At 58.0% G+C, this 23832-nt stretch carries 17 protein-coding genes; 3 read left to right on the forward strand and 14 right to left on the reverse strand.

Annotated features, from left to right (window positions below; genetic code table 11):
- Positions 1 to 97: 97 nt before the first annotated feature.
- Both GM79_RS21050 and GM79_RS23435 read left to right on the forward strand, forming a co-directional pair.
- Positions 98 to 928 (forward strand): energy transducer TonB, encoded by an 831-nt coding sequence (locus GM79_RS21050; protein WP_035567764.1) that lies wholly within the window; start codon positions 98 to 100, stop codon positions 926 to 928.
- 71 nt (positions 929 to 999) lie between these two features.
- Entirely contained in the window at positions 1000 to 2496 is a 1497-nt protein-coding gene (locus GM79_RS23435; protein WP_051719156.1) for a DNA integrity scanning protein DisA nucleotide-binding domain protein, read from the forward strand.
- A gap of 88 nt (positions 2497 to 2584) precedes the next feature.
- Here the strand turns inward: GM79_RS23435 and GM79_RS21060 are convergent, their stop codons facing one another.
- The 8 genes from GM79_RS21060 to GM79_RS21095 form a co-directional block, all read right to left on the reverse strand.
- Positions 2585 to 3079, reverse strand: coding sequence for a DUF4442 domain-containing protein (locus GM79_RS21060; RefSeq protein WP_051719167.1), 495 nt, complete (start codon positions 3077 to 3079; stop codon positions 2585 to 2587).
- A 119-nt stretch (positions 3080 to 3198) separates the two neighbouring features.
- The gene (locus GM79_RS21065; protein WP_035567767.1) at positions 3199 to 5175 is read right to left on the reverse strand and encodes a DUF3857 domain-containing protein; all 1977 of its coding nucleotides are present in this window, start codon (positions 5173 to 5175) and stop codon (positions 3199 to 3201) included.
- A gap of 73 nt (positions 5176 to 5248) precedes the next feature.
- Positions 5249 to 7171 carry a DUF3857 domain-containing protein gene (locus GM79_RS21070; RefSeq protein ID WP_035567769.1) on the reverse strand — a complete coding sequence of 641 codons (1923 nt, stop codon included), beginning with the start codon at positions 7169 to 7171 and terminating at the stop codon, positions 5249 to 5251.
- Between the two features lie 427 nt (positions 7172 to 7598).
- Complete coding sequence (locus tag GM79_RS21075) at positions 7599 to 10910, reverse strand: toxin-antitoxin system YwqK family antitoxin (protein ID WP_081867922.1); 3312 nt, start codon at positions 10908 to 10910, stop codon at positions 7599 to 7601.
- 113 nt (positions 10911 to 11023) lie between these two features.
- On the reverse strand, positions 11024 to 11587 hold the full coding sequence (locus GM79_RS21080; RefSeq protein WP_235184131.1) for a PPC domain-containing DNA-binding protein: 564 nt from the start codon (positions 11585 to 11587) through the stop codon (positions 11024 to 11026).
- 84 nt (positions 11588 to 11671) lie between these two features.
- Positions 11672 to 12910 carry a hypothetical protein gene (locus GM79_RS21085; RefSeq protein WP_152560123.1) on the reverse strand — a complete coding sequence of 413 codons (1239 nt, stop codon included), beginning with the start codon at positions 12908 to 12910 and terminating at the stop codon, positions 11672 to 11674.
- On the reverse strand, positions 12907 to 13665 hold the full coding sequence (locus GM79_RS21090) for a hypothetical protein (RefSeq protein WP_035567777.1): 759 nt from the start codon (positions 13663 to 13665) through the stop codon (positions 12907 to 12909). Before GM79_RS21090 ends, GM79_RS21085 begins: the two co-directional genes overlap by 4 nt.
- A 126-nt stretch (positions 13666 to 13791) precedes the next feature.
- A complete protein-coding gene (locus tag GM79_RS21095) occupies positions 13792 to 14364 on the reverse strand; it encodes an RNA polymerase sigma factor (protein WP_035567779.1) in 573 nt (190 codons plus the stop codon).
- A 149-nt stretch (positions 14365 to 14513) separates the two neighbouring features.
- Here GM79_RS21095 and GM79_RS25155 point away from each other — a divergent pair, with 149 nt between their 5' ends.
- Complete coding sequence (locus GM79_RS25155; protein ID WP_152560124.1) at positions 14514 to 15035, forward strand: hypothetical protein; 522 nt, start codon at positions 14514 to 14516, stop codon at positions 15033 to 15035.
- 559 nt (positions 15036 to 15594) lie between these two features.
- On the opposite strand, the gene GM79_RS21100 is transcribed toward GM79_RS25155, so the two are convergent.
- The 6 genes from GM79_RS21100 to GM79_RS21125 all read right to left on the reverse strand — a co-directional run bounded on the left by GM79_RS21100 (position 15595) and on the right by GM79_RS21125 (position 23776).
- Positions 15595 to 16938, reverse strand: a complete 1344-nt coding sequence (locus tag GM79_RS21100; protein ID WP_081867924.1) for an acyltransferase family protein — start codon at positions 16936 to 16938, stop codon at positions 15595 to 15597.
- A 137-nt stretch (positions 16939 to 17075) separates the two neighbouring features.
- A complete protein-coding gene (locus GM79_RS21105; protein WP_081867925.1) occupies positions 17076 to 18683 on the reverse strand; it encodes an aldehyde dehydrogenase family protein in 1608 nt (535 codons plus the stop codon).
- Between the two features lie 249 nt (positions 18684 to 18932).
- A complete protein-coding gene (locus GM79_RS21110; protein ID WP_035567782.1) occupies positions 18933 to 19355 on the reverse strand; it encodes a hypothetical protein in 423 nt (140 codons plus the stop codon).
- Between the two features lie 301 nt (positions 19356 to 19656).
- On the reverse strand, positions 19657 to 21165 hold the full coding sequence (locus tag GM79_RS21115; protein ID WP_035567784.1) for a S1C family serine protease: 1509 nt from the start codon (positions 21163 to 21165) through the stop codon (positions 19657 to 19659).
- A gap of 411 nt (positions 21166 to 21576) precedes the next feature.
- A complete protein-coding gene (locus tag GM79_RS21120; RefSeq protein ID WP_035567787.1) occupies positions 21577 to 22428 on the reverse strand; it encodes a hypothetical protein in 852 nt (283 codons plus the stop codon).
- Positions 22429 to 22552: 124 nt separating this feature from the next.
- The gene (locus GM79_RS21125; RefSeq protein WP_235184133.1) at positions 22553 to 23776 is read right to left on the reverse strand and encodes a M20 family metallopeptidase; all 1224 of its coding nucleotides are present in this window, start codon (positions 23774 to 23776) and stop codon (positions 22553 to 22555) included.
- Positions 23777 to 23832 lie beyond the last annotated feature (56 nt).

The raw sequence follows: 23832 nt of genomic DNA on the forward strand, positions 1-23832 counted from the left end.
GAATGCCCGTCCTGGCAAGGTTTTTAGGGAGGCTTTCGGTTGCCGGCCCGCTGCTGTTATTTCAGGCATCTTCACCTCTTATTTCATCTTATTCGCTATGCCCTCTCCTACAAAATTACCCCTGCTCGTACTGGTCAGCTGCCTCAGCCTCACCGGCCTCAGTTTCAATAGCTACGCGCAAAAGCGCAAAATGCCGGCCAAGCCCTCAGCGGCGGAGGTGTACGACTCGGTGGCGCAGCCCGCCGTGCCGCTGGGCGGCACCGAAGCATACGCGCGCTTCCTGGGCGACAACCAGCGCTACCCGGCCACTGCTATGCAGCAAGGCATTCAGGGCACGGTGAAGGTGAGTTTCATTGTGGAGAAAACCGGCACCGTGAATGAGGTGAAGGTCGAAACGCCGCTCGCGCCCGAGCTGGACGCCGAAGCCATCCGCCTCATCAAAAGTGCCCCCAAATGGACGCCCGCCAAGCACCGCAACCAAGTGGTGCGCCAGCGCATCTACGTGCCGGTTTCGTTCGTGATGTCGCCCGGCAGCGAAGTAGTGATGGCCGCGCCCAAGGACCGGCCCATTACCACGTCGGCCGCCGATATTGCCGCCTCGGCCAACCCCGACCGGCCGGCCGTGGTGGCGCCCGACCGGCCCACCCAACCCGTGGGCGGCAATCAGGCTTTTTTCGATTGGATTGAGAAAAACCAGAAATACCCCTTGCTGGCCCGTCAGCGCAAGATTCAGGGCAAGGTCCTGGTCGAATTCATGGTGCAAGCCAATGGCAGCCTGACCGATGCACGGGTGGTAAAAAAGCTGGGCTCCGGCCTCGATGAAGAGGCGTTGCGCCTCATTAAAGCCGCGCCCAACTGGGAGCCGGCCGTGTTTCAGGGCAAGCCATTAAAGCAAAAGATGGTGTTGCCTGTTCTGTTCCAACTTTGAGTGGTTAGTTGTCAGGCTTGGTTTAATTAACAACCAGCAACTGACAACTGAAAAACATCCTTTTTCTTAGCATGACTCCTGCCCTTGCCCCCGCCGCCACTTTGCTTTGGCCGCACCAAATCCGTTTCCGGCAAGCAGCCCAGGCACTGGCAAAGGACTTGTTTGATGCCCTAGACGACGACCTGCACCCTTTTGTGCTGCTGCTGGCCTTGCCCACCGACCCGGCCCTACCCGCCCGCTGCCTGGCCCCCGACGACTGCGGCCTGCCCGCCGAGGCCTTCTCCGGCGTGGTGTCCCGCGGGCGCGCCATCCAAAACGCCCGGCCGTGGCCCCAGCCCGAGAACGACGACGTGAGCCCCGCCATGATGCGGCGCAAGCTCGAAGGACTAGGCGTGCGGGACGCCGCGCAGGAAATACTTAACGCCTTGGACAATAATGCGGTGCACCAGCATTTTGCGGGCTACCCTATTCAGATTCAGGGGTATTTTGTGGTCACCATTCTGCGTTTTCAGCGCAAGCCGGTGCGTGCTCATCCTTCCCTCCGCCCCCACCGCTTCTACACCGATGGCCGGCCATTGGCCCCGTCGCTGCTGGTAGCGGCCATGCAACGCTTCAATGAGGAATGTGCCAAGGCCCTGAGCGACCCGGAGCCCGGTGCCGTTTTTTTTCTGCGGCCGCGCGAAAGCGAAGAGCTGCTGCGCGCGGCGGGCAAGTCCCTGCTCGACACGCCCGCTCAGGCCCTGGGTTTCGACCCCGCTACTACCAAGCTTTTCGCCACCTGCAACACCATCAGCAGCCTGCGCTACGAGGGGGCCGAGGGCGTGGGCAAGCTGTTGTTGGCCCGCCGCGGCCACCCCAACATTGAGGAAGTATTCGCCCTCACCTGCCCTACTGAGCTTACCGACTATCGTGCCGTGCGCAAGCTGCTGGAAATGACTACGCCTGACGTGCACCTGCTCGCCGACGGCGAAAGTGTGTACGCCCTGGGCCGGCAGGTGGGCAAGTACGACGCCGTGCGCGAAGACTTGTTCGTCATCAGCTTCCTCACCCATTATTCGTGGGAATTGCAGCACGATGGGCACGTGCTGATGCGCTCGCATTACGGCCTGCCCGGCCTGCCGCGCACCCGCCTCAACCGCACGGGATTTCGCCGGGCGCTCAAACGCACGTTCGGCCTCACCGAGCCGGCCAAGGTGGAACGCTTGTGGGAGGTGGTACTCGAAGCCAGCCGCCAGAAGCATGGCACGCTGCTGGTCATCACCGCCGAGGCGCTGGCCGAGGCCGACCGCCTCAAGCTGCAATGCACCCTTATTGAGCCCGTGCCGCTCACGCCGCTCATCACCCGCCTCGTTACCAGCATCGATGGGGCCGTGCTGCTGGACCCCGAAGGCTATTGCTACTCCATCGGCGTCATTCTCGATGGCCGGGCTTCGGGCCGGGGCGATGGCACCCGTGGGGCCCGCTACAACTCGGCCCTACGCTACGTGGAAAGCTCCGACTATCCCTGCATCGCCATCGTGGTGAGCGAAGACGGCCTGGTGGACGTCCTGACGTCAGAGCCGGAGTAAATTGCAATTATGTAGCGATTTAGTTGATGGTTGCCAGCATTTTACCTCATAACTAACAACAAGCAACTAGCAACCGACGACCAGCAACTCAGGCTTTGGCCCGGAACGACCAGGTGATGCGGAACACGGCCACTACGTCGCCGGCTTCGTCGGTGCCGGTGCTGGTGGCTACCACGGTGCGGCCTTCGCCGGTGGCGCGGCTTTCGGCCACGGCCTGGGCAATGAGGGCGCCTTCGGAGCAGGTGAAGGAAATCAGGCCGACTGCTTTTTTACTAAAATCCGCCTCCATCTTCGTTACCAGCATCGAAACGGGCCCGCCGGCCTGCACGTGCATCATGGCCTGAATGCCGCTCGCAAACTCCGCCGCCATCGCCAAACACGCGAAATAAACGCTGCGAAACGGGTTCTGGGTAAGAAACTGAAAGCGGACGGTAACCACCGCTTCCTCGGGCGTGAGGGCCACGAGCCGCAGCCCCGCAAGCCCCGCCATCGGCAGCTTTTGCATGAGAAACAGGCGCAGCTTCATCGGGCTGAGAACCTGACGACGAAAGGCAGCGGCTTGGGACGTATCGGTGGCGGTCATGGGCTTTTGGTTGGGCAAAAAATGGTGCTTGGCAGCTTTAATTAGTTGTGCGAGTATTGCCGCACATCGACTATTCAGCAACCGATTGGTAATCAAAATAAAGGCTTGCGGCTTGTAGCTTAACTTTTCTTATCCAGTACCAATACCACTTTGTTAAAGTTGGCGGAGGCATTTACAACCGCTCGAAACGCTTCGAAATCGGCTTTCGGCCACCGCACCTGGCGGTAGTTTTCGGACACCGTTACGGTTATGGCCTGGCCCTCCTGCACGTAGGAGGACTGAAAGTCGAAATCCGGTTGAGTGGCGCTGCCACCAGCTCGCACATCCACGTTGAGGTCTTTGAGGTTGCGCACGGTGTAGCCCGCCGGCACTTCAAAGCGAATGGTGCGCAGGTAGCGGCGGTTGTTGTCGTTTTCAATATCGAACTGCCTTTCCTCTTTCTGGTAAAGCTCGGTCTGAGGCCCCAGCAACGTCCCGATTTTGAACAGGTAGCGCGGGCCGGCCTTGTCGAGCAGAGACGCTGACTCCAGCTGGCTTTCGATGATGAACGGTTTTTCCAGCGGGTTCAATCCCCGTTCGACGTTGCGCACGGCGAGCTTTTGAAAATTGATAGCATCGGCCACCACGGACTTTTGCAGCTCTTGCATGAGTACAACGCGCTTGGCTTCCGGAATCAGCGACCAGTAGGGCTGAATCTGCAGGGCGGGGTAGCCGCCCATGGTTTGCCGCAGCTGCAGGGTACTGTTATCCAAATCGGGCGAAAAGGTCACCGTCACGTCAATGTCGTGCGGGCTTTGCTCGGCGTTGAGGGCCGGGATTTCCTTCACCTTGCCCACGGCCGATTCCGTAGTGCCCAGCTTTACACTTTTGATGAAGAGGCCGGGGCTAGCCGTCCACGCGGCGGGCAGCATGCCGTAGCGGCACTCGGGTCGGCCGGGGGCCAGAAACTGCCGCGTGCCCGGAAAGTACAGGGCAAAATGGTTGAGGTAATTCCAGGTATCGAAGCTGCCGTCGAAGGGTTCCGCCTCGCGGCCGCTCGTCACCACAATCTCGAAATCAATGCCAAGGGTGTGATAAATAGCCGCCAGCAAGCGCGTAAAGCCTCCTTCGGGCGCATTGTGCGTCGCTACTACCTGCGCGAGCTGCCCGCTGGCCGCTTCGTCGAGGTTGAAGTTGAGTTTGACATAATTTTCGGCAGCGGCAATGCGCTCGGCCAGCGGGCCAGCCGTGGGAAGCCTGGCGGCGGCCAGCACTTTGGCCACGGCTTTCACGTCCTCTTTGCTCAGCGCCGTGATGTTGCGGTGCAGGAACACGCTGGCGTCGGCCCAGGTGAACTGGCGGATGCTGCCTTTGTTGGCCACGTAGGCCAGCTTATACTCGACGCGCATGCGCTGGGCCGCTACGTTGGCAAACGCTTCTTCCCGCAGCGCGGGCACGCTTTTTTGCGCGAGCCGCAGCACCCGATGGTCGGCTAGCGCGGTGTCCACGGTCACGGCGGGCCCGTTGTACACGCGCGCTTCAAAGGTCAGCGCGCTGGGAGAAATCAACTCAAAAATAACGTCGTGAGCAGCCGTTCCACTCTGCAAAATCTCATTGCCAAAATGGTTGAAGGGCCGTTCCCGGGTGTAGTAATATTCGATTTCACTGCCTTTTTCGACCCCATCCACGGCGAAAACGCGAAAACCCCGGCCGCCTTCCTGGTCCTTCAGCTCCTTCATGTCGGCGGCCTTCACTTCCCGTACCTCGCCCCGCGGGCTGATGGTTCGGGCCCGCACCGCCACCGGCGCCCCAGACTCCAGCACCGGCACCACAATTTTGTTGTATTGCTCGATGCCGTCCGACGTATTCACCCGCACGATGCGGTGCTCGGTGGCAAAAAACCGCATGTCTTTGCTCGCTTTGTCGTAGTAATACTCCAGGCTGGTGAAATCGCGGAGCACGATGGCCGGCAGGGCGGCTTCCGCCGTCGAAACGGGCAGGCGCTGGGTGCGCTTCTGGTCCCAGTTGTAGGCCGTGTTCACGAGGTCGGGGGGCAGCGTTTGAGCCGGAGCGGCGGCAGCTATCAGTAGTAGCCCGGCCAGAAAAAGGAGACGCATAAACAATGTATACTATTCGTTTTTAATTGGTAGCGCAGGCCCACTTTGCGGCCCACGATGCGCGATGGAGCGGCTACGTTCTTTTCTTCTTCAAAATCACCACTTCCCGGTAGGCATTGCCCAGCTTGGCAACCACGGTGTTCCAGCCGCCAAACTGCTGGGGCTGCAGCAGCAGATAGTTCACGTACACCTCCCGCTGCTGAACAATTCGGTTTCCCTTGCGCTCGTAGCTCATCTTAAAGCCGATTGTCTCGCCCTGCGCCTGCACGCTGGGCGGCAGGTAGCTCACCTCGTAGCCGTCGGGCACCACCAGCTCGGTGCGGCTGCGGTCGGTGTAGGCAAACTCGTTGTAGCGCGGCAGCTTGCGGGTGGTTTCATCGATGCGGTCGGTGGCATGGGGGCGCTCCAGGCTGAGGTTGATGTACACTTCATCATCTACCTGCTGCACATAGTCCTGCAGGCGGTAGTCGTAGCTGATGCTCAGGGGCAGGTCGCGGGCGTCCAGGTTGGCAATGCTGTATTTGTCGACGAAGAACTTGTTGTTGCCGCGCTCCAGCAGGGCCTTCACGTAGCGGGGCTCGGCGGTATCATTCAATCCATCAAGGCCATAGCTCTGATTGATTTTGGTGTAGCCCGCCATGCTCAGGGTTCCGGTGCCGCGCAGGCCCGTTCCTTCCAGCGTCAGCACCGATACATCGTCGGTGCCGCTCCGCGCCTTGTCCATCGCCGGAATGTCTACCACGCGGCTGTGGCCGGGGTCGAGCCCAAGCAAGCCTTCCTTGCCCTGAATCATGGCCGAAGGCATGCCGTAGGGCGTGTGCTTGCTCGTGGCATCCAGGAAAACGTATTTGCCCGGCGTGGGCTCGTAGGTGGCAATCATGTGGTTGTCGACACCCGGTGTGGCCAGCTCGGCATACTTGTAGGGCAGGTCGCGGGTACCTACCCAGGTCAGGTAAGCGGTTTTGACCCCGGCCAGCTGCAGCATCTCGTGGGTAAGGTTGGCCATGTCCTTACAGTCGCCGTAGCGCCGGGCGTACACCAGGCCGGCATCGTGCGGAATGAAGCCGCGCAGCCCCTGCTCAAAGGCGATGTACTTCACATTGTCCTGCACCCAATAGTAGATGCGGCGCACTTTTTCTTCCTCGCTTTTGGCCCCGGCCACCAACGAATCGACGCTGAGCTTGAGAGAGGGGCTGGGTTGGCGCTCGATGCGCCGCACGAAATCGGCATACATGGCATAGAGTTCCGGAACGCCGGCCAGCAATTTGCGCGGCTGCCCGCCCACGGGGGCTTCCTCCACAAAAAACACGATGTGCGGCAGGTAATAGCTCGCCCCTGGCCCCTTTTCTTCGTGGGGTGGGCTGGGCAGGTTGTCGGCCTTCCAACGGTAGATTACCTGGTTGCCTTTTTCCTCTTTGGTGTAGGCAATGGCGGTGTGTTGCGCATGGAAGGTTTTGTAGCCGATACGTACGCCCCTGGGCGCCGTGATGGTGAGCTCGGCGTGGTGCACAGGCACGTAAGAACCTACGTAAAAGGGCATCACAAATCGCGCATCTACGTGCTTGACCGTGTAGTCCGTAACGGTGCGGACACCCGGCGCAACGGCCGGAAACGAAAACGAGGTGGAACGGGTATCGTCGAAGAAAATGCCCGCTTGCGTCTGAAAATTATCCCGGAAATTCGTCACCTTCACGGGCCTGAACTTCTCCCCGTTGGGCACGAGGGTGCGGGCCTCCAGTTTTTGCAGGCGGTTGAAGTGCGAGCTAAACACCTGGTCGTTGGCGTACAGGGCCGACTGCTCCTCCAGGTGCAGCATGTCGGCGTGGTGCCGGGCCAGCACCTGCACCGAGTCGTTTCGGATTTCTACCGTCAGGTCCTGCCGCAGCTCCAGGTACACCGCCTTTTCGCCGGGGTATTGCTTCTTCATATCCAGCACCAGCTGGCCGGGCGCCTGGCCACGGGCCACGAAGGCAGCCGATAGAAATACGGACAGCAATAATATAGATTTACACATGCTAAGTGGTGAGATATAAGCTTTTAATTTGATTATAAACTGGTTGGCAACTATTACTTGAAACGGCTTTCCATGTCAGGTGTTTTCACCGCAGAAGGCGCAGAGGAATTCGCAGAAGGCGCGGAAGAACAGCCTCTGCGGCCCGCGCGTCAACCTCACCCCCTAACCCCCTCTCCAAAAAAGAGGGGGAACTAGTTTTTAGTCATGGTCTTAGTCTCTGAAAAATAGGTTTTTAGAGCTATTATTAGTCCCCCCTCTTTTTTGGAGAGGGGGTTAGGGGGTGAGGTTGACGCGCGGGCCGCATAAAGTGAGTAACTAAGTATGGGGCCGGCGAGGAATTCGACAATAACAGACAGATGACTTTCAAGTAGGGCATTGATAGCAAGGCAAAAAGCTAACGGCTTATTACTTACTTCTTATCGTAGACCATCAGATTCCAGTACATATCCGTGCGCTCGGGCTTGCCGGCGGCACTGTAGTAGGTGGTTGGCCCGCTGCGTTCGCCGCTGCGGTACGTTTCCTCACGTTCCAGGGTCCCGTCGGGGCGGTAGTAGCGGCACCGGCCATGCAGCACGCCGTGCAGGTAGTTTTCTTCCTCCATGCGCTTGCCGCCGGGGTAAAAGCTCTCCAGCGGGCCAGTGCGGAGGCCTTTCAGAAAAGTCGAGCGGCGAAACACCTCGCCCGAGGAATAGTAAAACGTGGCCGTGCCCTTCGTTACATTATGGTCGAAGGTTTCGGCGGCGGCCGGCTTGCCATTGGCAAAAGTGGTGGCCACGGCCCCCGTCATATTGGGCAGGGGTTGGAAGGGCGCGGCCTCGGCCGGGCCCCGGAAGCTCACCAGCTCCCCGTGCTCAAACATTTTTTCGACCAGCAATTCGCCTGCCGGATTGTAGCGGCGACTGAGCCCGTGGACGTCACCGCCTTGGTACTGGTACACGCTTTCGACCTTGCCGTTGGGGAAGTAGCTGGTCCACTCCCCTTCCTCCTGCCCGTTGCGGTAACGGCCTTTTTTCTGCAGCTGCCCATCGGGGTAGTAGGTAAGCCATTCGCCCTGCATCAAGCCATTGCGGTATTCGCCGAACCGTTCGGGCGTATTGTTGGCAAATGTTGCTTTGTAGGCCCCGTGGCGCTGCCCATCCAGCAGCTTCATGCTCGTTTCCACGCTGCCATTGGGCCGCAGCCAGGTGCCGGTGCCAGAGCTGCTGTAGCAAATCAGGTCGGTGCGGTACAACGGTTTGCCGCTCGGGTAACGCAGGCTGTACTCCTTGGTTTCGGGCTTGAGGACGATGGCGGCCAGCACCTTGCCCACCGAATCATACGTGGTAATGCGGCGCAGCTTGTCAAATTCGTTGAACCGCTCCTGCGTGAGCTTGCCCCCCGGCTCAAAGCTGCGGGCGGGGCCATTTTGCACGCCTTTGAAATACTCGTATTCCTCGCTCACATTGCCATTGGCGTAGTAATCCTTCCATTGGCCGTGCCGCTGGCCCGCCTGGTAGTAGCCCGTGGTCGCCGGCTGCCCGTCCAGCGTGAATTGCTCATAATACCCTTCTTCCTGGCCACCAGCCGCATAGTTCAGGCGGCGCTGCAGCTGCCCGCCGTGGTAGTAGTAAGCCGAGGACCCGAATTTATCTCCCTTGTCGTCGTAGTGCGTGATTTCGCGCACACTGCCGTCTCGGTAGAACCACTGCCACTCGCCCACCATTTGCCCGTCCAGGTAGGTGCCGGTAGCGCCCTTTTCGCCAGTGGCACCGGGCAGCTGCACGGCCACCCGCCCCTTTTTCACCGCCTGGTCCAGCGTCGTCTTGCCCGCTTTGTCGAAATAGCGCACGCGCACCGTACGGCCGTGGGCATATTCGGTGTCGCTGTAGTGGTGGCCGGCTTCGTCGTAGTCGTGGTAGAGGCCGTGGAGCTCGCCGGCTTCGTCGTAGCTTTTTTCCACACTCAGCTTCCCGGTGGTGAAGTTGGTGCGCCAGGTGCCGATGCGCTTGCCCTGGGCGTAGCGGCCTTCCTCGCTCACCACACCGTTGGGGTGGTACTCCACGTAGGCGCCCTCGCGTTTGTCTTTGTCGTTGGTGCCCTTGTTCTGAGGCGTTTTATCGGGGTAATACGTCATGAAAGGCCCCTGCTTCACGCCGTTGGCCAGCATGGTGGTGTACTCGGGCGTGCCATCCTGGTAGAATCCCTCTTCCAGCCCGTCCACTTTGTCGGCGCGGAGCGTGGCCCGCACCTGCACCTGGCCATTGGGGTGGTAGCTGGCATAAGGCCCGTCGAGCTCCCCGGCCTTGAAGGTGCGGGCGCCCGTGCGCGCGCCGCACTCGTTGTAAATATTAAGCACGCCTTCTATCTTGCCGGCCCGGTACGGGACATCGTAGGCCGGCTGGCCGTTGGCATGAAACTCGTGCGACAGCCCCTCAAGCTCGCCTTTATCGTTGAAGATGTAGGTTTTGTCCACCGTGCCGTCGGGCCGCAGCTCTTTCCACAGCCCCACGCGCTGGCCAAGCGTATTGTACCGGCCCACGGCGTCAATGGCTCCCTGGGGGGTCAGGGAAATCCACTCCCCGGTGTGGGTAAACGTCCCGTTCTGGTTGTTGCCCGGCCCCAGGCCGTCGGGGCCGTTGTCGTTGAACCAGGCATCAGTGCGCTGGCCGGGCGTGCCGCCAACCAGTTGTTGCCGGGCACGCAAATCCACCAGGGGCGGCATCACGGCCTGCAACATCGCATCCACCTTTTTCTGGTTGGATTTCACCCATTGGGCCGCTTTCTTGTCTTCGGCCGATTGCAGAATGAGGTAGGTGAAGGCCGTCAGGTTATCGTCTTTGCGCAGTGCCGCCACCATCGGCCCGTACGCCCGAATCCAGAAGTCGTCGGCAGGGCCATCCACCGGAAACTTCTCCACCAACAGCTGGGTCTGCTTTACCACGGCTGCCTGAAATTTCACCTTCGAAGCATAAGCGGCCTGCAACGCCACTTTGCTTTCCAGCAGCTGGTCAAGCTCTTCAAATGCCCCATTGGCCGACACCGGCTTGGCTTTTTCATTGTCCGGCACCACCGCCACGCCTTGCGAAAGCCGCTCGGCATCTATCAGCACGTCATTGACAGCCGCACCGTTTCCGGCCAACGCCAGCGCGGCCAGCCAACTCACCAGGGCGTGGGAAGTATGGCCTTGCTGCGCCGCCAAAAGCCCCAGCAAGCGGTGCGTACCAGCTTTCGTTGGTGCCAGCTCCAGGCTGTGCTGCAGGTTGGTCAGGGCCTCTGCGGTATGGAGCTGGCGCAAATGCGTCACCCCTTGGTTGTAATACAGGCCCTGGTTGTAAGGGAACAGGCGCAAGGCCTGCTGGTAGGTTGCCAAAGCAGCATCTATCTGCTTGAGCTCCTCCTGCGCATCGGCCAGGGTATTATAGGTTTGAGACTCGAAGGGATTGAGTGCCAAAGCCTGGCGCGCGGCGGCCACTGCAGCTTCTTGCTTTCCAGCAGAGTTTAAGCTCAAAGCAAGTTCGCTCAGGGCCGTGGCATAGGAAGAATCGCCGGGCGTGACGGCGCTGTACTTGGCAATGGCACCAGCATAATCCTGCTTGTCGTGCAGAGCTATTCCTTCCGTGATGAGCTGACCCGGCTTGGGCCAGGTTTTGGGAGCAGTACCCGGCTGGTTTTGCTGGCTCGCGCCCACAAATGGTGCAGCCAGTAGCAGCACTAGCGAAGCCCCCCGTAAAAACATCGGCATAACGTATCGAGATGGTAGAAGAGAAGGTATTATCCAAGTCTCAGACCTGAACTCAGTTACCTACACTACTACAATGATAAGCAATGCCAGCCCATTCTTATCTCAATTTCGTCTTATTTTGATGACTTTGCCTTGCTTTTTTTCAAGCCCTCCGGCAATTGCCCCGGCAAGCGGCCTGGCGCTTTTTCCACAACCAGCTCCCGGTACCCAAAAGTCGGGTCGGGCTCGCGCCGAAATTCCAGCGCGGGCAATTCGCCCAGTACGATTTCGGCCGTCGTGTACACTACGCAGCCATCGAGCAAATGCCCACCGATGGTGCGGCCCGTGCTATCGGCCACGGCCAGGTGCAGGTGCGAGCCGTTGGTGGACAGTGTACCGACCAGCGACACAATCTCAAAGTGGCCCCGGTACACGCTCGGGCCGTCCTGGTTGGCCAGCCGCAGCGTAGCCACCGTGAGGCTGCCCACGCAGGTGAGCATGGTGCCCGCCACCATCTGGTGTTCCTCCACGAAAGCGGACAGCTGCTGGCGCAGGTCGTCGCCGGGTTTGAGGCGCAGGGCGTACGTTTTTAGCGGCGATGACGAAGCAACGGGCACGGCGGGCGGGGTTTGGGCCTGCACCGGGCCAGCGAACAGGCCCAGCAGCGGCAGCAGCAGAAATAGAAGGCGACGAAACACGCCGCAAGGTAAGCGGTCTACTGTCGCACGGGACTGGTCAGGTCGAAACCATCCTAAAAATGCGGCTGCCATTGCCAACAGCTACTACTTGCTGAACCGCACCGTGCCGTAGCGCACCTTGATGTTGACGTTGGCAGCGTTGGCAGCGGGCAGCGCACCGCCAAACGTACCCAGCACGTCGCTGGTCCGCGGGCCATTTTCCTGCGACAGCACTCGAACCATTTTCCGGTCCACCAGCAATTGTCCTTCCTCCGTACTCACATCGAAACGGAAGCTCGGGGCTTCGGCAAAACCCAGCCGGATAGTGCTAAAACCGCCGTCCAGGTTTATTTGGCGGAAGTTGGGCCCCATGTCCCGCACCACAAAATCGGGGCAGTACCGCAGGGCCATGTCCAGCTCCTGGTCGAGCTTGTCGACCGTGAAGCGGGTGTAGCCCGACGAGCCCCGCAGGTTGCGCACGGTGCCCAGGGCCACGTCGCCGTACTTGCTGTGAATGGTCAGGTCCTGCACCGTACCGATGTCGATATCAGAGTTGTTGTTCCGCAGGCCAATGTCAATGCCTTCGTCCAGACGCAGGCGGGCATAGCTGGCGTCGATGCTGGCCTGGCCCGCGTAGGCAATGCTGCAGCTGCCGTTGGCAATGCGCACGAGGTTTTGCGGCCCTTCGAGGCGGCCGGTGCGCAGGGCGCCGTACTCCACGGCCAGCTCGGTGGGGCCGCTCAAAGTGCTGGCAATGTTCACTTCGCCAAAATTATTGTACACGCTCAGGGCCGTGGTACGGGGCAGCCACACGGTGTAGTTCACCTCGTAGCGGCAGCCGCCCGCCCGGCCGCGCAGCAAGGCCCCAAACTGGGTGCTCACGGTCACGCCGCCGGTTCTGGCGTCGTATTCCAGGTACTGCACGCCCAGAGCATCCAGAACCTGGCGCGCGCCCGCCTCGGTTTCAGAGCGGGCCACCAGTTCGGCTTCAACTTTTATTTCATGCTTGTTCCAGGGATTGATTTGCACCCGCCCGTACCGCGTGTTGAGCGAAAATGCCCGCCCGGTTTTGGGCACCACGAAGCTGCGGCTCAGGCGCCGGCGCTGCTCTACCTGCAGCACGCCGGCATCTGGCTGCTGCTGCGGGTCGGGCTGAATATTCTGCGGTGCGCGGCAAGTGGCTTCCTCAGGAATAAACAGCTCAATATCGATGGACCGGATGGCTGCTCTGGCCCCTCTCCCATCGGGCAGCGCCACGGCAGGCTGGGAGCGCACCAGCCCGGCCAGCAGTAGCACGGCCACTCCCATTAGCCGCCAAACAGCACAGGACACCAGCGTTTTCATTGGCCCTGCCGGCTATCGGCCAGCACGTAAGAGCCGGCGGTTCGGTCTTCGGGCGTGGCGGTGCCCAGGTTCAGCTGCTGGTCCAGAATATCGAGGCGGACCTGCAGGTTGCGGTTCATGGCCGTGAGCACGGCATCGGGCTGCGGGTGGTGCAAAAGCTCCGTTTTGAGCTGCCGGTAGCTGGAATCGAGCGACACCAACTCCCGTTTCCAGTCGGCCGTCATGGCGGCCATACCAGGACCATTGAGCTGGTGCAGCTCTTCCTGGCGGCTGGCCAGCTGGGTGGTGTAGTAGGCTTCCATGCCGCGCACCGCCCGCACCAGCTGGCTATCGGCGCCGGCACTACGGTCGGCCGCCGTCATGGCCATTGGGTTGATGCCTTGGTACAAGGCTTCGTCGGGAGCATAGGAGCGACTATCCGCTTGTGCCGGAGCGGTTGCTACGGCAACGTCAACGGTATTTTGGCTTGATTTCCAGGCTTCGCTGGCCCCTGCCGCTACGACAAGCAGCACCAGCGAAGCTGCCACCCCATAGCGCTGCAACCAGTTGCCACGCACTACGGCTGGCACCGAAGCATCTCCGCTGGGGAGCGGTGCGGCTGCCAAACGCATCAGCGGCACTTCGGGCCTGGCAGCGGGCCCGGCCAGTTGCTGCTCGAGCGCGGCCCAGAGGTCGGGGCGCGGCTCGTGGCTGTCGAAATCGGCCCGGTGCCGCTCGGCGAAATTTTCTAATGTATTATTCTTATTGAAATCCATGAATGAGAAGCGGACGCACGGTTCTTCCAAATTGAAGACTGCCGCGGGGCATATAAGAACCGCGGCCGGACGAAAAAGGATGAAGAGTAGTTAAGAAATAGCCAGATTATATAAACCGATAGATAATTAACTCAACCCACGCTGGGCGGCAAGTTCCCGCAACCGAACGCGGGCCCGGCTGTATTGCGATTTGGAAGTGGACTCGGAAATACCCATGATATTGGCAATTTCGAGGTGGTCGTAACCTTCGAGCAGGTACAAACTCAGCACCACGCGGTAGCCATCGGGCAGCTCCTGAATACAGCGCCGCAACACATCGGCCCGATAATTCGTGTCGGCCGCGTCTTCGTGCGAGAATCCGGCGGGTTCGGCGGGCTCTTCGTGGTGCTGCTCGCCCAGCGGCACCAGCGCCAGCCGCCGCTGCCGCAGGCAATTGATGCTTTTATTAACGACAATCCGCTTGAGCCAGGCACCAAACGCAGAGTCGCCCTTGTAGCTGCTCAATTCCCGAAACGCACTCAGAAACGATTCCTGAAGCACATCCTCGGCCTCCGCGTAGTCACCCGTAATACGCAGGGCCGCGTTGAACATGGCCTTGGCATAGCGCCGGTAAATCTCGGCTTGAGCCTGACGGTCGTTCAGGCGGCAGCGCTCCACCAAGGGCGCATTGATGTCAACGTAGGCAACGGCGGCTTGCATGCAGAGAGGTGATTTGAGAGGCTTAAGCAAATGAAGGACTGTGGCGCAGGCGTTGGGGTTGCACCCAGCAGACTCCACGTTTGCACTACCCGTAAATTTAGCGCGCAGCTACCTTTGAACAATTATTTTCCCCAACCTTCCCAAATTCGATGTTACGACGTCTGCCTTATTTGCTGCTACTACCCGCAATGCTATCCTGTAGCAAGTCTGATTCCAGCCCAACGATTGATTTTGGGGAGGGCGAGGGCATATCTTACCGTGACGGTAACAATCTGCCTGCAGGCCCTCAAGACCCTACTGATTGGAAATCGGATGGAAACTGGAATCAAGCTGAACAAAACCTATTCAAATCGATTCCCGTGAACGTAAAAGATGCTTCCAAAGGCTCCTTGTATGGTGCAGGTTTTTATCCCAATCCGGTACGTTCCAAAGCTATCATTTTCTACCGAACACCGGTTGTTACCACCTGTAAGTTGGTCATTGTTGACAAAGACTACAATGTTCTCACAGAAAACACTTTTTCAAATTCAATTTATCCATTGGAGTCGTTTACCCTGAATTTATTCGGCAGCAATTTTCAAAAAGGGCGGCGTTATCGACTTTATTATGTGATGTATAATGGCACTACTCTTTACACCAAGGGCCACGGTGATATAAAAATGGCTGAATAATCTGTGAAGCTGTTTAGGAAGTAGCCAGCGATTGGGAAAATGGGAAAAACTCCCATAAAAGCGGGAAAGTTGAAGTGTGAACCATCTCCTGTCCTTCCCCCATAGAAGGTGAGCAAAAATTATAATCACCCGCTAGACACTGCCCTAATCTGCCTACCCGCAAGTGTAGCCGTGTCGTTGACCCAGCCGAGGTTGTGGGGGCCATCTGCTACTTCGTAAAACCGGCTGTCAGTGGCACTGGCTGCCCGTCAAGAACCTGTTAAAGGGCGAACCGCTGAACTGGCAGGGCGTTTACGACCACTCTCACACCTGGGCATGGGGGCGATTGTGGCGCAGTAATTTGTACCTACATCGGCGTACCCTCAACTTGTCCAGCATCCAAATTGATGGGTTTAAGGCGTTACTCATACGCTGCAAAACCCGCCTGCAAAACTGGACGGCCCTGTCAGCTTTTACGGTCCTGCTATTGCGTAAAATCACGCCGCCGCATACACCTTAAACGGCTTCCTTAACACGTTTTTTTATTAGTCCATTGCAAATTGAAGTCGTTGAAAGTATTCTAGCCACCCTTCAGGCTTCGAAATAATGGCTGTACTTTTTTCTCTAAAAAGAAGCCTAAAAGCAGGGTAAGAACTAGATAGATTATTATGCGGATAGTAAAGTCGGTGAAGCTGTGGCTAAAAATACTGACTGACCCAATCATAAATATTATTGGATAGTGAACCACATAAATACCGTATGAAATGCTACCTAACGGGATAATAAATTCTATAGCCTTCTGACAGAGGTTGTTGAACGCAGTAGCTTTCAACAGGAAAAATAAACTGATAATATAGAAGAGGGCTACGAAACCCACGCCTTTGCTTTCTATCAAAATAAGTAAGTCTCCCTTACCTATTCGAACAGCTAAGTAAACAAGCGGCATAGTATAAATTACGTATTTTAATCCATTATAAATTTTGAATTTTTTATCAGTAAATAACATAATCCCTGCTAAGCAAAATAACAAGTAAGATAAATCTGAAAAATCCACAATCTGCTGGTGGAAATTATCTACTTGCTTTGGCGACACATCCAACCTGAGTTTTTGGAACATGCGCTGCATATAGTTCATTTGCTCAAAACTAAGAAACAAGAATATAAAGGAAATGAGCTGGGAAAATCTTGTAATTGGATTAAACGTATTAGTTGTATACAATTGTGCTAGCCAAAACCCGCTCAGCCAGAATATTAATCCGTAACTATAAGAGGCTAGCATTGGGTCAAACCATTGAGGCATGACTGCCGTCAGAGTAGCTACCGCTGTTGCAAAAAAGATAGCGACTATGGGTTTAATTGAAAAACGCGAAATTAAAATAAATAGTAAATAATAAATCACCTCATAGTTCAACGACCAGAGCGGATTATTCTCATTCATAACCTTTCCCAACGTCACTTGCGAAAAAGTAAGATGCTGTATAATTGTAGGCAAACTATACACTTTACCAAGCAACGAAAACGAAATACCCAATGTCAGCAGTATACTCAGCAGATATATTGGATAGAGTCTTATAAACCTGCGCTTAAGATAGTCTTTACAGCTTTTCCATGAATTTATCGGTGTCTTGTTGGTTAAACCAATAACGTAACCGGATAACATAAAAAATACCAGAACGCTTAAGTGCCCTGGAGGAACATATTTCCAAGCACCAGAAATTTCGTACCCCGTCATAAGCACAGGAGACATTAGCAAAACGTGTCTGATGACCACAATTAAGGCTGCCAAACCCCGTAGTGCTTCTAGGTTAAATTCAAATTTGTGCTGTGGTGTGCTTATTTGTTGCATTGTAACTCCATAGTGTCTATGGCAGCTGGAATAAAATGTGACATTCTTTGTATGTGACGGTCCATAATAAGACGACATCCGCTCAAGAATGATGGTATCCACTCAACACTATTGCCAAGCGCACTGATTTTCAGCGCATTTACTCAAACTATAAATTTAAAAAAAAGCCGTTCTAAAGACTGAACGGCTTTTTTGAAATTACATTATATAGTGCATTACACGTCAAACTTAATCCCCTGGGCCAGCGGCAATTCCGTGCTGTAGTTAATCGTATTGGTCTGGCGGCGCATGTACACTTTCCAGGCGTCGGAGCCGGACTCGCGGCCACCGCCGGTTTCCTTTTCGCCGCCGAACGCGCCACCGATTTCGGCCCCGCTCGTGCCAATGTTAACGTTGGCGATGCCACAATCGGAACCATTGGCGGCCAGGAAGGCTTCGGCTTCGCGCATGTTCAGGGTGAAGATGCTACTCGATAGCCCTTGACGCACATCATTCTGCAGTTCGATGGCATTTTCCACGTTGCCGCTGTACTTGATGAGGTAAAGAATCGGGGCAAACGTTTCTTCCTGCACCGTATGGTAGTGGTTTTCAACTTCCACCAGGGCGGGCTGCACGTAGTGGCCGCCTTGCAGTTCGCCACCGCTCAGCACCTGGCCGCCCGTGAGCAGGGTGCCGCCTTCAGCCTGCACCTTCCCCAAGGCTTCCTCGAACATCTTCACGGCATCACCGTCGATGAGCGGCCCGACCAGCGTGCCTTCCTGCAGGGGATGGCCGATGGGCAGCTTGGGGTAAATGGCCAGCAAGCGGCTTTTTACCTCCTCAAAAATGCTGTCTTCGATAATGACGCGGCGCGTGCTGGTGCAGCGCTGCCCAGCCGTGCCCACAGCCCCGAATACGATGGCGCGGATGGCAATATTCAGGTCCGCGTTTTTGGTGACGATGATGGCGTTGTTGCCGCCCAGCTCCAACAGGGCGCGGCCCAGGCGGGCGCCCACTACCTCGCCTACTTTGCGGCCCATGCGGGTACTGCCAGTAGCCGAAACCAAGGGCACGCGCTTATCAGCCGCCATGGCCGCACCAATCTCGGCCCCGCCGATGATGATGCTGAAGACACCCTCGGGAATATCGTTTTCGGCCAAAACCTCGCGGATGATGTGCTGCACGGCCACGGCCGTGAGCGGGGTTTTCTCAGACGGCTTCCAGATGCTGACGTCGCCGCACACGGCAGCCAGCATGGCATTCCAGCTCCATACGGCCACCGGAAAGTTGAAGGCCGAGATAATACCCACCAGACCCAGCGGCTGGTACTGCTCGTACATGCGGTGGGCGGGGCGCTCCGAGTGCATGGTGAGGCCGTGCAGCTGGCGCGAAAGGCCCACCGCGAAGTCGCAGATGTCAATCATCTCCTGCACTTCGCCCAGCCCTTCCTGCAGGATTTTGCCCATTTCGGCGCTCACCAGCTTGCCAAGCGGCTCCTTGTATTCGCGCAGCTTGTTGCCAATCTGACGCACGATTTCGCCCCGCTTGGGGGCAGGCACGAGGCGCCACGACTTGAAGGCTTCCTGAGCGGTTTCCACCACGGTATTGTAGTCGTCGACGGTGGCAAAAGCTACGCTGGCCATGGGGCGGCCGTCGGCGGGCGCCAGCACAGTGTGGCGGTGGGCGTTGGCGCTGCCACCCCAGACGCGACCGGTGCTGTAAGCGGCATTTTCGGCGGTAATGCCCAGCTGGCGCAGCACGTCCTGAATACCGTGGGGGTCGGGGTGCGGCTGGGGAACGGTTACGTCGGCAGCCGAAGTCGCTTCTTCGAGGGCTTGCTTCATGGGGGAAGGGATGGAAAATTGGGTGGGTGAATGGGTGCAAAGGTAAGCCGATGCTACCGCCCCTCACTTCCTAGCACCTCATGGCGCATAATCCGGCCCGGCCCATGCCCCTAGTCCTTGCTCACGGGCTTTCTGCGCTACCGGCACGGCATCACTCTGTTCACCCTCATTTTCGCCGTTTTTCCCTCTAAAAAGCCTTGTTTCTTGCCCAAAACCTGTTTTTTCAGCAACTGTCTTCGGCTCCGGCGTCTATGCTCGCACGGTTGGCTTGAAGGCCCGTACACCAGCGCGCTCCTGCTGCTCAATAAGCCAGGCCACAGCCTCCGATTCGTCGTCGTAAAATAACGGATAGGAATCCAGCGTCGCGGCATGGCGTAAGTGGAGCTCCATTTCGGCGCTCTCGGCTGCTATCCGCTGGTGCGGGCCGGCCAGGTATGCCGTAAATAAGGGTCCGTCTAGCAACGCTGCGAGCTGGGGTGAGAATTGCTCGCGAAACCACTCGTTCAGGTCTGGGCCGGCCAAAGGTCGGCGGCGCAGGTCCAGAAGCCAGAAGCGGCAGTTGCCGTGGGCCTGAGCAGCCGCCAGCATGGCCTGATAGGTGCCTTGCAACTCGGGCGGCGGCAGGGAGTGCAGCCAGCGACCAATGAGAATACCCAAATCGGCGCGGTACACAAGCGAAAAAGCGGAACTTGAAAATATCGGCTCTGACACGGCAAATAAATTAGTCTGGGGAATATACGGGCCAACCAAACCGGATGTTCAGGCACCTCCTATCCTCCATTAGCCCTTCCCAGATGCGTACCATTTCCATACGAAAGGTTTTTCCGCGAATAGCCGGCCAGCCTTTTCTTATCAAAAAACACTTCTTATCCACCAAGCCAACGCCCTGGTGCTACCCCAAGCGGCAAAGCATTGCACAAAAAAACCCCTACCGGAACCGGCAGGGGTTTTAGAATCTCATCAGTCAAAAAGACTATTCCTGCCCGATGGGGTAATAGGCTTTGCGACCGTCGGGGTACACGCCTTCCACCAGCGCACCCGATTTATTACGGGCCTCATCAAGGTACTTTTTCACATCAGCCGGCTTGGTCACTTGGTTTTTATCGATGCGGGTAATGATGAATCCATCACCCATGCCCGTCTCACGAAAGTTGCTGCCCTGAATGCCGCTGATTTTCGCGCCGCCCTCCAGGCCCAGCTTGGCCTGTTCGCGGGCTGGTACGGGGGTCAGCGTCGCGCCTTCGTATTTCACCGCCGCCGAAACGGATTCCTCACGCACCACGCCGGTAGTGCCGGTAGCGTTACGTAGCACGGCGGTTACCTCGTTGGCTTGACTACCGCGCTGGAAATTCACCTTAATCTTGTCGCCAGGGCGGAAACGGGCCACTTGCTCCTGCAACTGCGAAGAAGTGTTCACTGGCACGCTGTTGATTTGAGTAATCACGTCGCCCGTTTTCAGGCCCGCAGCGGCGGCGGCGCTGTTTGCGCTAGTGCCCTGCACGTACACACCGCTCAGGGTGTTCAGCTTTTTTTCCGCAGCCAGCCGGGCATCTACTTCCTGAATATTCACGCCCAGCAAGGCGCGCTGCACCACTTTGTACTTCAGCAGGTCGTCGACCACTTTGCTGGCCAGCGAGCTGGGAATGGCGAAAGCGTAGCCCTCGAAAGAACCGGTATGCGAGGCAATAGCCGAGTTGATGCCGACCAAATCGCCGTTGAGGTTCACAAGGGCGCCGCCGGAGTTACCGGGGTTCACCACCGCATCGGTCTGGATAAAGGACTCGATGCCCATATTGTCCTTGCGGCGCAAAATGTCGATGTTTCGGCCCTTAGCCGAAATAATACCAGCCGTCACCGTCGAGTTCAGGTTGAATGGGTTGCCCACGGCCAGCACCCACTCGCCCACCCGCACGTCGTCGGAGTTGCCGTACTTCACGAAAGGCAGGTTGTCGGCTTTCACCTTCAGCACGGCCAGGTCGGTGTTGGGGTCGGCCCCCACCAGCTCGGCCTCAAACTTACGCTTATCGTCTAGCACCACCTCAATTTTCGAGGCTTTGTCGATGACGTGGTTATTGGTAACGATGTAGCCGTTGGCGGCAATAATCACGCCCGAGCCCGAACCCTGGCCACCGCCACGGGGGCGGCCCTGCTGCCCGTTGAATTGTTCGAGCTGGTCACCAAAGAACTGGCGCAGGAAGGGGTCCATCTGCGCTTGGCGCTGGTCTACGGCCGGTGCGGCGTATTCGGTCATTACGTGCACTACGGCCGGGGTTACGGCGGCGGCGGCGGCCACAAAGTTCAGGCCTTCGGGCACGGCGTAGGTACTACTGCGCATCTCGGAAGTGTAGCGCACTTGGGGGTCAGCAGCTACAGCCTGGGGCGCCACGGGGGCCGGCTCCAGCAGCTTGTACCCTCCCACGGCCACGCCGCCGCCCAGAATGGCGGAACCGAACAGGCCGAGCATCATTTGTTTTGCTTGCATGGGTAAGGGGAAAAGTTGGTTTTAATTAAATAAACAAAGCATCCTGTCTAATAGTGAGACGGTAAAAGCCGCATGTGTAAACCACGAATATTACCAACAACGCTGGAAAGATGCAATTTCGTGCCTTCGGGTTGCTTTAAACATAAAACAGGCCAATTTGCGCTTGTTGCTTAGTAACAAAACAGCCGGCAAAAAAGACACTCAGCGAACCTTTTTTTAGCTGAAATGCCCGCCGTAACGCATTGAAATGCACTACAGCGGGCGTTTTTTCGGTGGCGGAGGGCCGCGCACAAGGTGCAATGGCTGGCAGGGGAATGCTGGGATTCTGCCACCAAGCCCAAAGCCGTCAATTTGACATGACGCCTGCCGGTGACCGGTACTATCCGGCAGTACTCGTCAGGGTCGCAGTTCTTAGTGTTGGGTGGGAAGCTGTTTGCGCTCAAATGCTTCTTTGCCCCCGAAGAAGGTAAAGCGCACATCGAGCCCTAGCACGGGCGCCACCTGATTGAAGGGGCCGCCGGGCAGGGTGACATTTCCATTCGCGTCCAGCCGGTCCACGGTAAAGTAGTACTTGGTCTGGTAGGCGAACCAGGGCGTCAGGTCGAACCGGTCGCTCAGGCGGCAGCCCACCTCGCCGCGCAGGCTCGTGAACTGGATTCCCCGCTCCTTGGCGTCGGTATCGGCCCGCAGCAGGCGCACGCGCGTAGCGGCCTCGTAGCTCAGGCGGGGGCGCAGGGCTAGGCCGCTGCTGCCCACGGGTAGTAGCTTTTCCAGGTCAACCCGCAGGCGGGCCCACGTTTGGCCATCGGGACCCGGGGCGCCATCGTAGCCGGCGTTGTTGGGGAAGGTACGCTCCAAACTCAGGCGCTGCCCGAAGGTGAGCGGGCCCACTTTGCCGCGGTGCCGAACCAAAACTTCGGGCACCAGAACCAATTCATCGTTACCCAACGATTCGAGCCGGAGCGTGCCGCCGCCACTCCAGTTCTCGTTCCAAAAGTGTTCGTAGCCCAGCGTAAAGCGCCGCTCATCGAAGCCCAGGCTGCGGCCGTCGCCTTCGGCGCTGGAGCGCTCCACATCGCGTTGGCCACGAACTCCCAAAAACAGATAATCGCCGTTTTTCAGCGCCAGCTCGGCTTGCAGTTCGGGCCATACCTGCAGGTTACCAACCTGGCGGCGCGCCTGCGCAGCAACCGACTGAGCACACAACAGGCCACCGACCAAGGCCACAATTCCTCCACGAACAAAAAAACACCAGTCTTTCATTATAAATAGTTGTCAGTTTTCAGAAAATATAATAATCTGTAATTGATGTTTTTGCACGCGGAATCAGCTTCTGATAACCAATTATCAGCAACTACTTAAACAGGGTAACAAGGGCGCAGGAATGCTATTTTCCGGCCAGCTCCTGAATGGCCAGCCAGGCCATGAGGCCCGGACCGGTGGCCAGGGCTTGCTCATCGATGTCGAAGGTTGGCGTGTGCACCGAGGCGGCAAAGCGGCCATCGGCGTGGCGGGTACCGAGGCGGTAGAAGCAGGCCGGGCCGGCCTGGGAGAAGTAGGCAAAGTCTTCGGCGGCCATCCACTGGTCCAGCTCCACCACGTTTTCGGGGCCCAGGTAGGCTTCGGCGGCGGCTTTTACGCGGGCCGTGAGGGCGGGCTCGTTTTCCAGGTACGGGTAGCCCCGGCGAATTTCCAGCTCGCACACCGCGCCCATGCTATCGGCCAGGCCCTCGCAGAGGCGACGCAGGTGCTGGTGAGCCTCGTTGCGCCACTCCTCATTCAGGGTCCGGAAGGTGCCTTCGAGGTAGACTTCGCTGGGAATAACGTTGGTGGCGCCGTTGGCGATAACCTTCCCAAAGCTCAGCACCGAGGGCAGCTTGGGATTGGCGCGGCGGCTCACAATCTGCTGGGCGGCCACGATGATGTGCGCGGCTACCAGCACGGGGTCGAGGTTCATTTCGGGCATGGCGCCGTGGCCGCCCTTGCCGCGCACGGTCAGGTAAAGCTCGTCGGTGCTGGCCATGTAGCGACCGGAGCGCACGCCTATTTTGCCGGCCGGCAAATGCGGGAACACGTGCTGGCCCAACACGCGGGAAACCGCCGGGTTTTCCAGCACGCCTTCCTTTATCATGAGCGAGGCGCCGCCGGGCAGCCGCTCCTCCCCCGGTTGAAACATGAGCTTGATGTTGCCCTTAAAATCCCCCTTCAGCTCGTTGAGAATGCGGGCCGCGCCCAGCAGCGAGGCCGTGTGCACATCGTGTCCACAGGCGTGCATCACGCCGGGATTGGTCGATTTGTAAGGCACGTCGTTGCCTTCCAAAATCGGCAGCGCGTCCATATCGGCCCGCAAGGCAATAGTGGGGCCGCCGGGCTGACCTTCAATCAGGGCCACTACGCCGGTATTGGCAATGGGCTGGGGCTGCAAACCGAGCTTTTCCAGCTCCCGTGTCACAAAAGCCGCCGTATTCGTTTCTTCAAACGACAACTCGGGGTGCGCATGCAGATGGCGACGCAGCGCCACGGTATCGGCCGCATGCTGGGTGGCCAGTCCCTGTATCACTGACTTAATGGATTCTTCTATCACGGATTTAAGGGATTTGTCGGATTTCACGGATTTTGTAGTCAGTTAGGAGGCAGTGGAAACCAGCGTCGCGAGATTCAGGAAAT

The sequence above is a fragment of the Hymenobacter sp. IS2118 genome (assembly GCF_000715495.1).
In the GTDB taxonomy this organism is placed as follows: Bacteria; Bacteroidota; Bacteroidia; order Cytophagales; family Hymenobacteraceae; genus Hymenobacter.

Coding starts and splice junctions, on each gene's coding strand:
- GM79_RS21050 (WP_035567764.1), top strand. CDS start 98: ATGCCCTCTCCTACAAAATTACCCCTGCTCGTACTGGTCAGCTGCCTC.
- GM79_RS23435 (WP_051719156.1), top strand. CDS start 1,000: ATGACTCCTGCCCTTGCCCCCGCCGCCACTTTGCTTTGGCCGCACCAA.
- GM79_RS21060 (WP_051719167.1), bottom strand. CDS start 3,079: ATGACCGCCACCGATACGTCCCAAGCCGCTGCCTTTCGTCGTCAGGTT.
- GM79_RS21065 (WP_035567767.1), bottom strand. CDS start 5,175: ATGCGTCTCCTTTTTCTGGCCGGGCTACTACTGATAGCTGCCGCCGCT.
- GM79_RS21075 (WP_081867922.1), bottom strand. CDS start 10,910: ATGCCGATGTTTTTACGGGGGGCTTCGCTAGTGCTGCTACTGGCTGCA.
- GM79_RS21085 (WP_152560123.1), bottom strand. CDS start 12,910: ATGAAAACGCTGGTGTCCTGTGCTGTTTGGCGGCTAATGGGAGTGGCC.
- GM79_RS21090 (WP_035567777.1), bottom strand. CDS start 13,665: ATGGATTTCAATAAGAATAATACATTAGAAAATTTCGCCGAGCGGCAC.
- GM79_RS21095 (WP_035567779.1), bottom strand. CDS start 14,364: ATGCAAGCCGCCGTTGCCTACGTTGACATCAATGCGCCCTTGGTGGAG.
- GM79_RS25155 (WP_152560124.1), top strand. CDS start 14,514: ATGTTACGACGTCTGCCTTATTTGCTGCTACTACCCGCAATGCTATCC.
- GM79_RS21100 (WP_081867924.1), bottom strand. CDS start 16,938: ATGTCGTCTTATTATGGACCGTCACATACAAAGAATGTCACATTTTAT.
- GM79_RS21105 (WP_081867925.1), bottom strand. CDS start 18,683: ATGAAGCAAGCCCTCGAAGAAGCGACTTCGGCTGCCGACGTAACCGTT.
- GM79_RS21115 (WP_035567784.1), bottom strand. CDS start 21,165: ATGCAAGCAAAACAAATGATGCTCGGCCTGTTCGGTTCCGCCATTCTG.
- GM79_RS21120 (WP_035567787.1), bottom strand. CDS start 22,428: ATGAAAGACTGGTGTTTTTTTGTTCGTGGAGGAATTGTGGCCTTGGTC.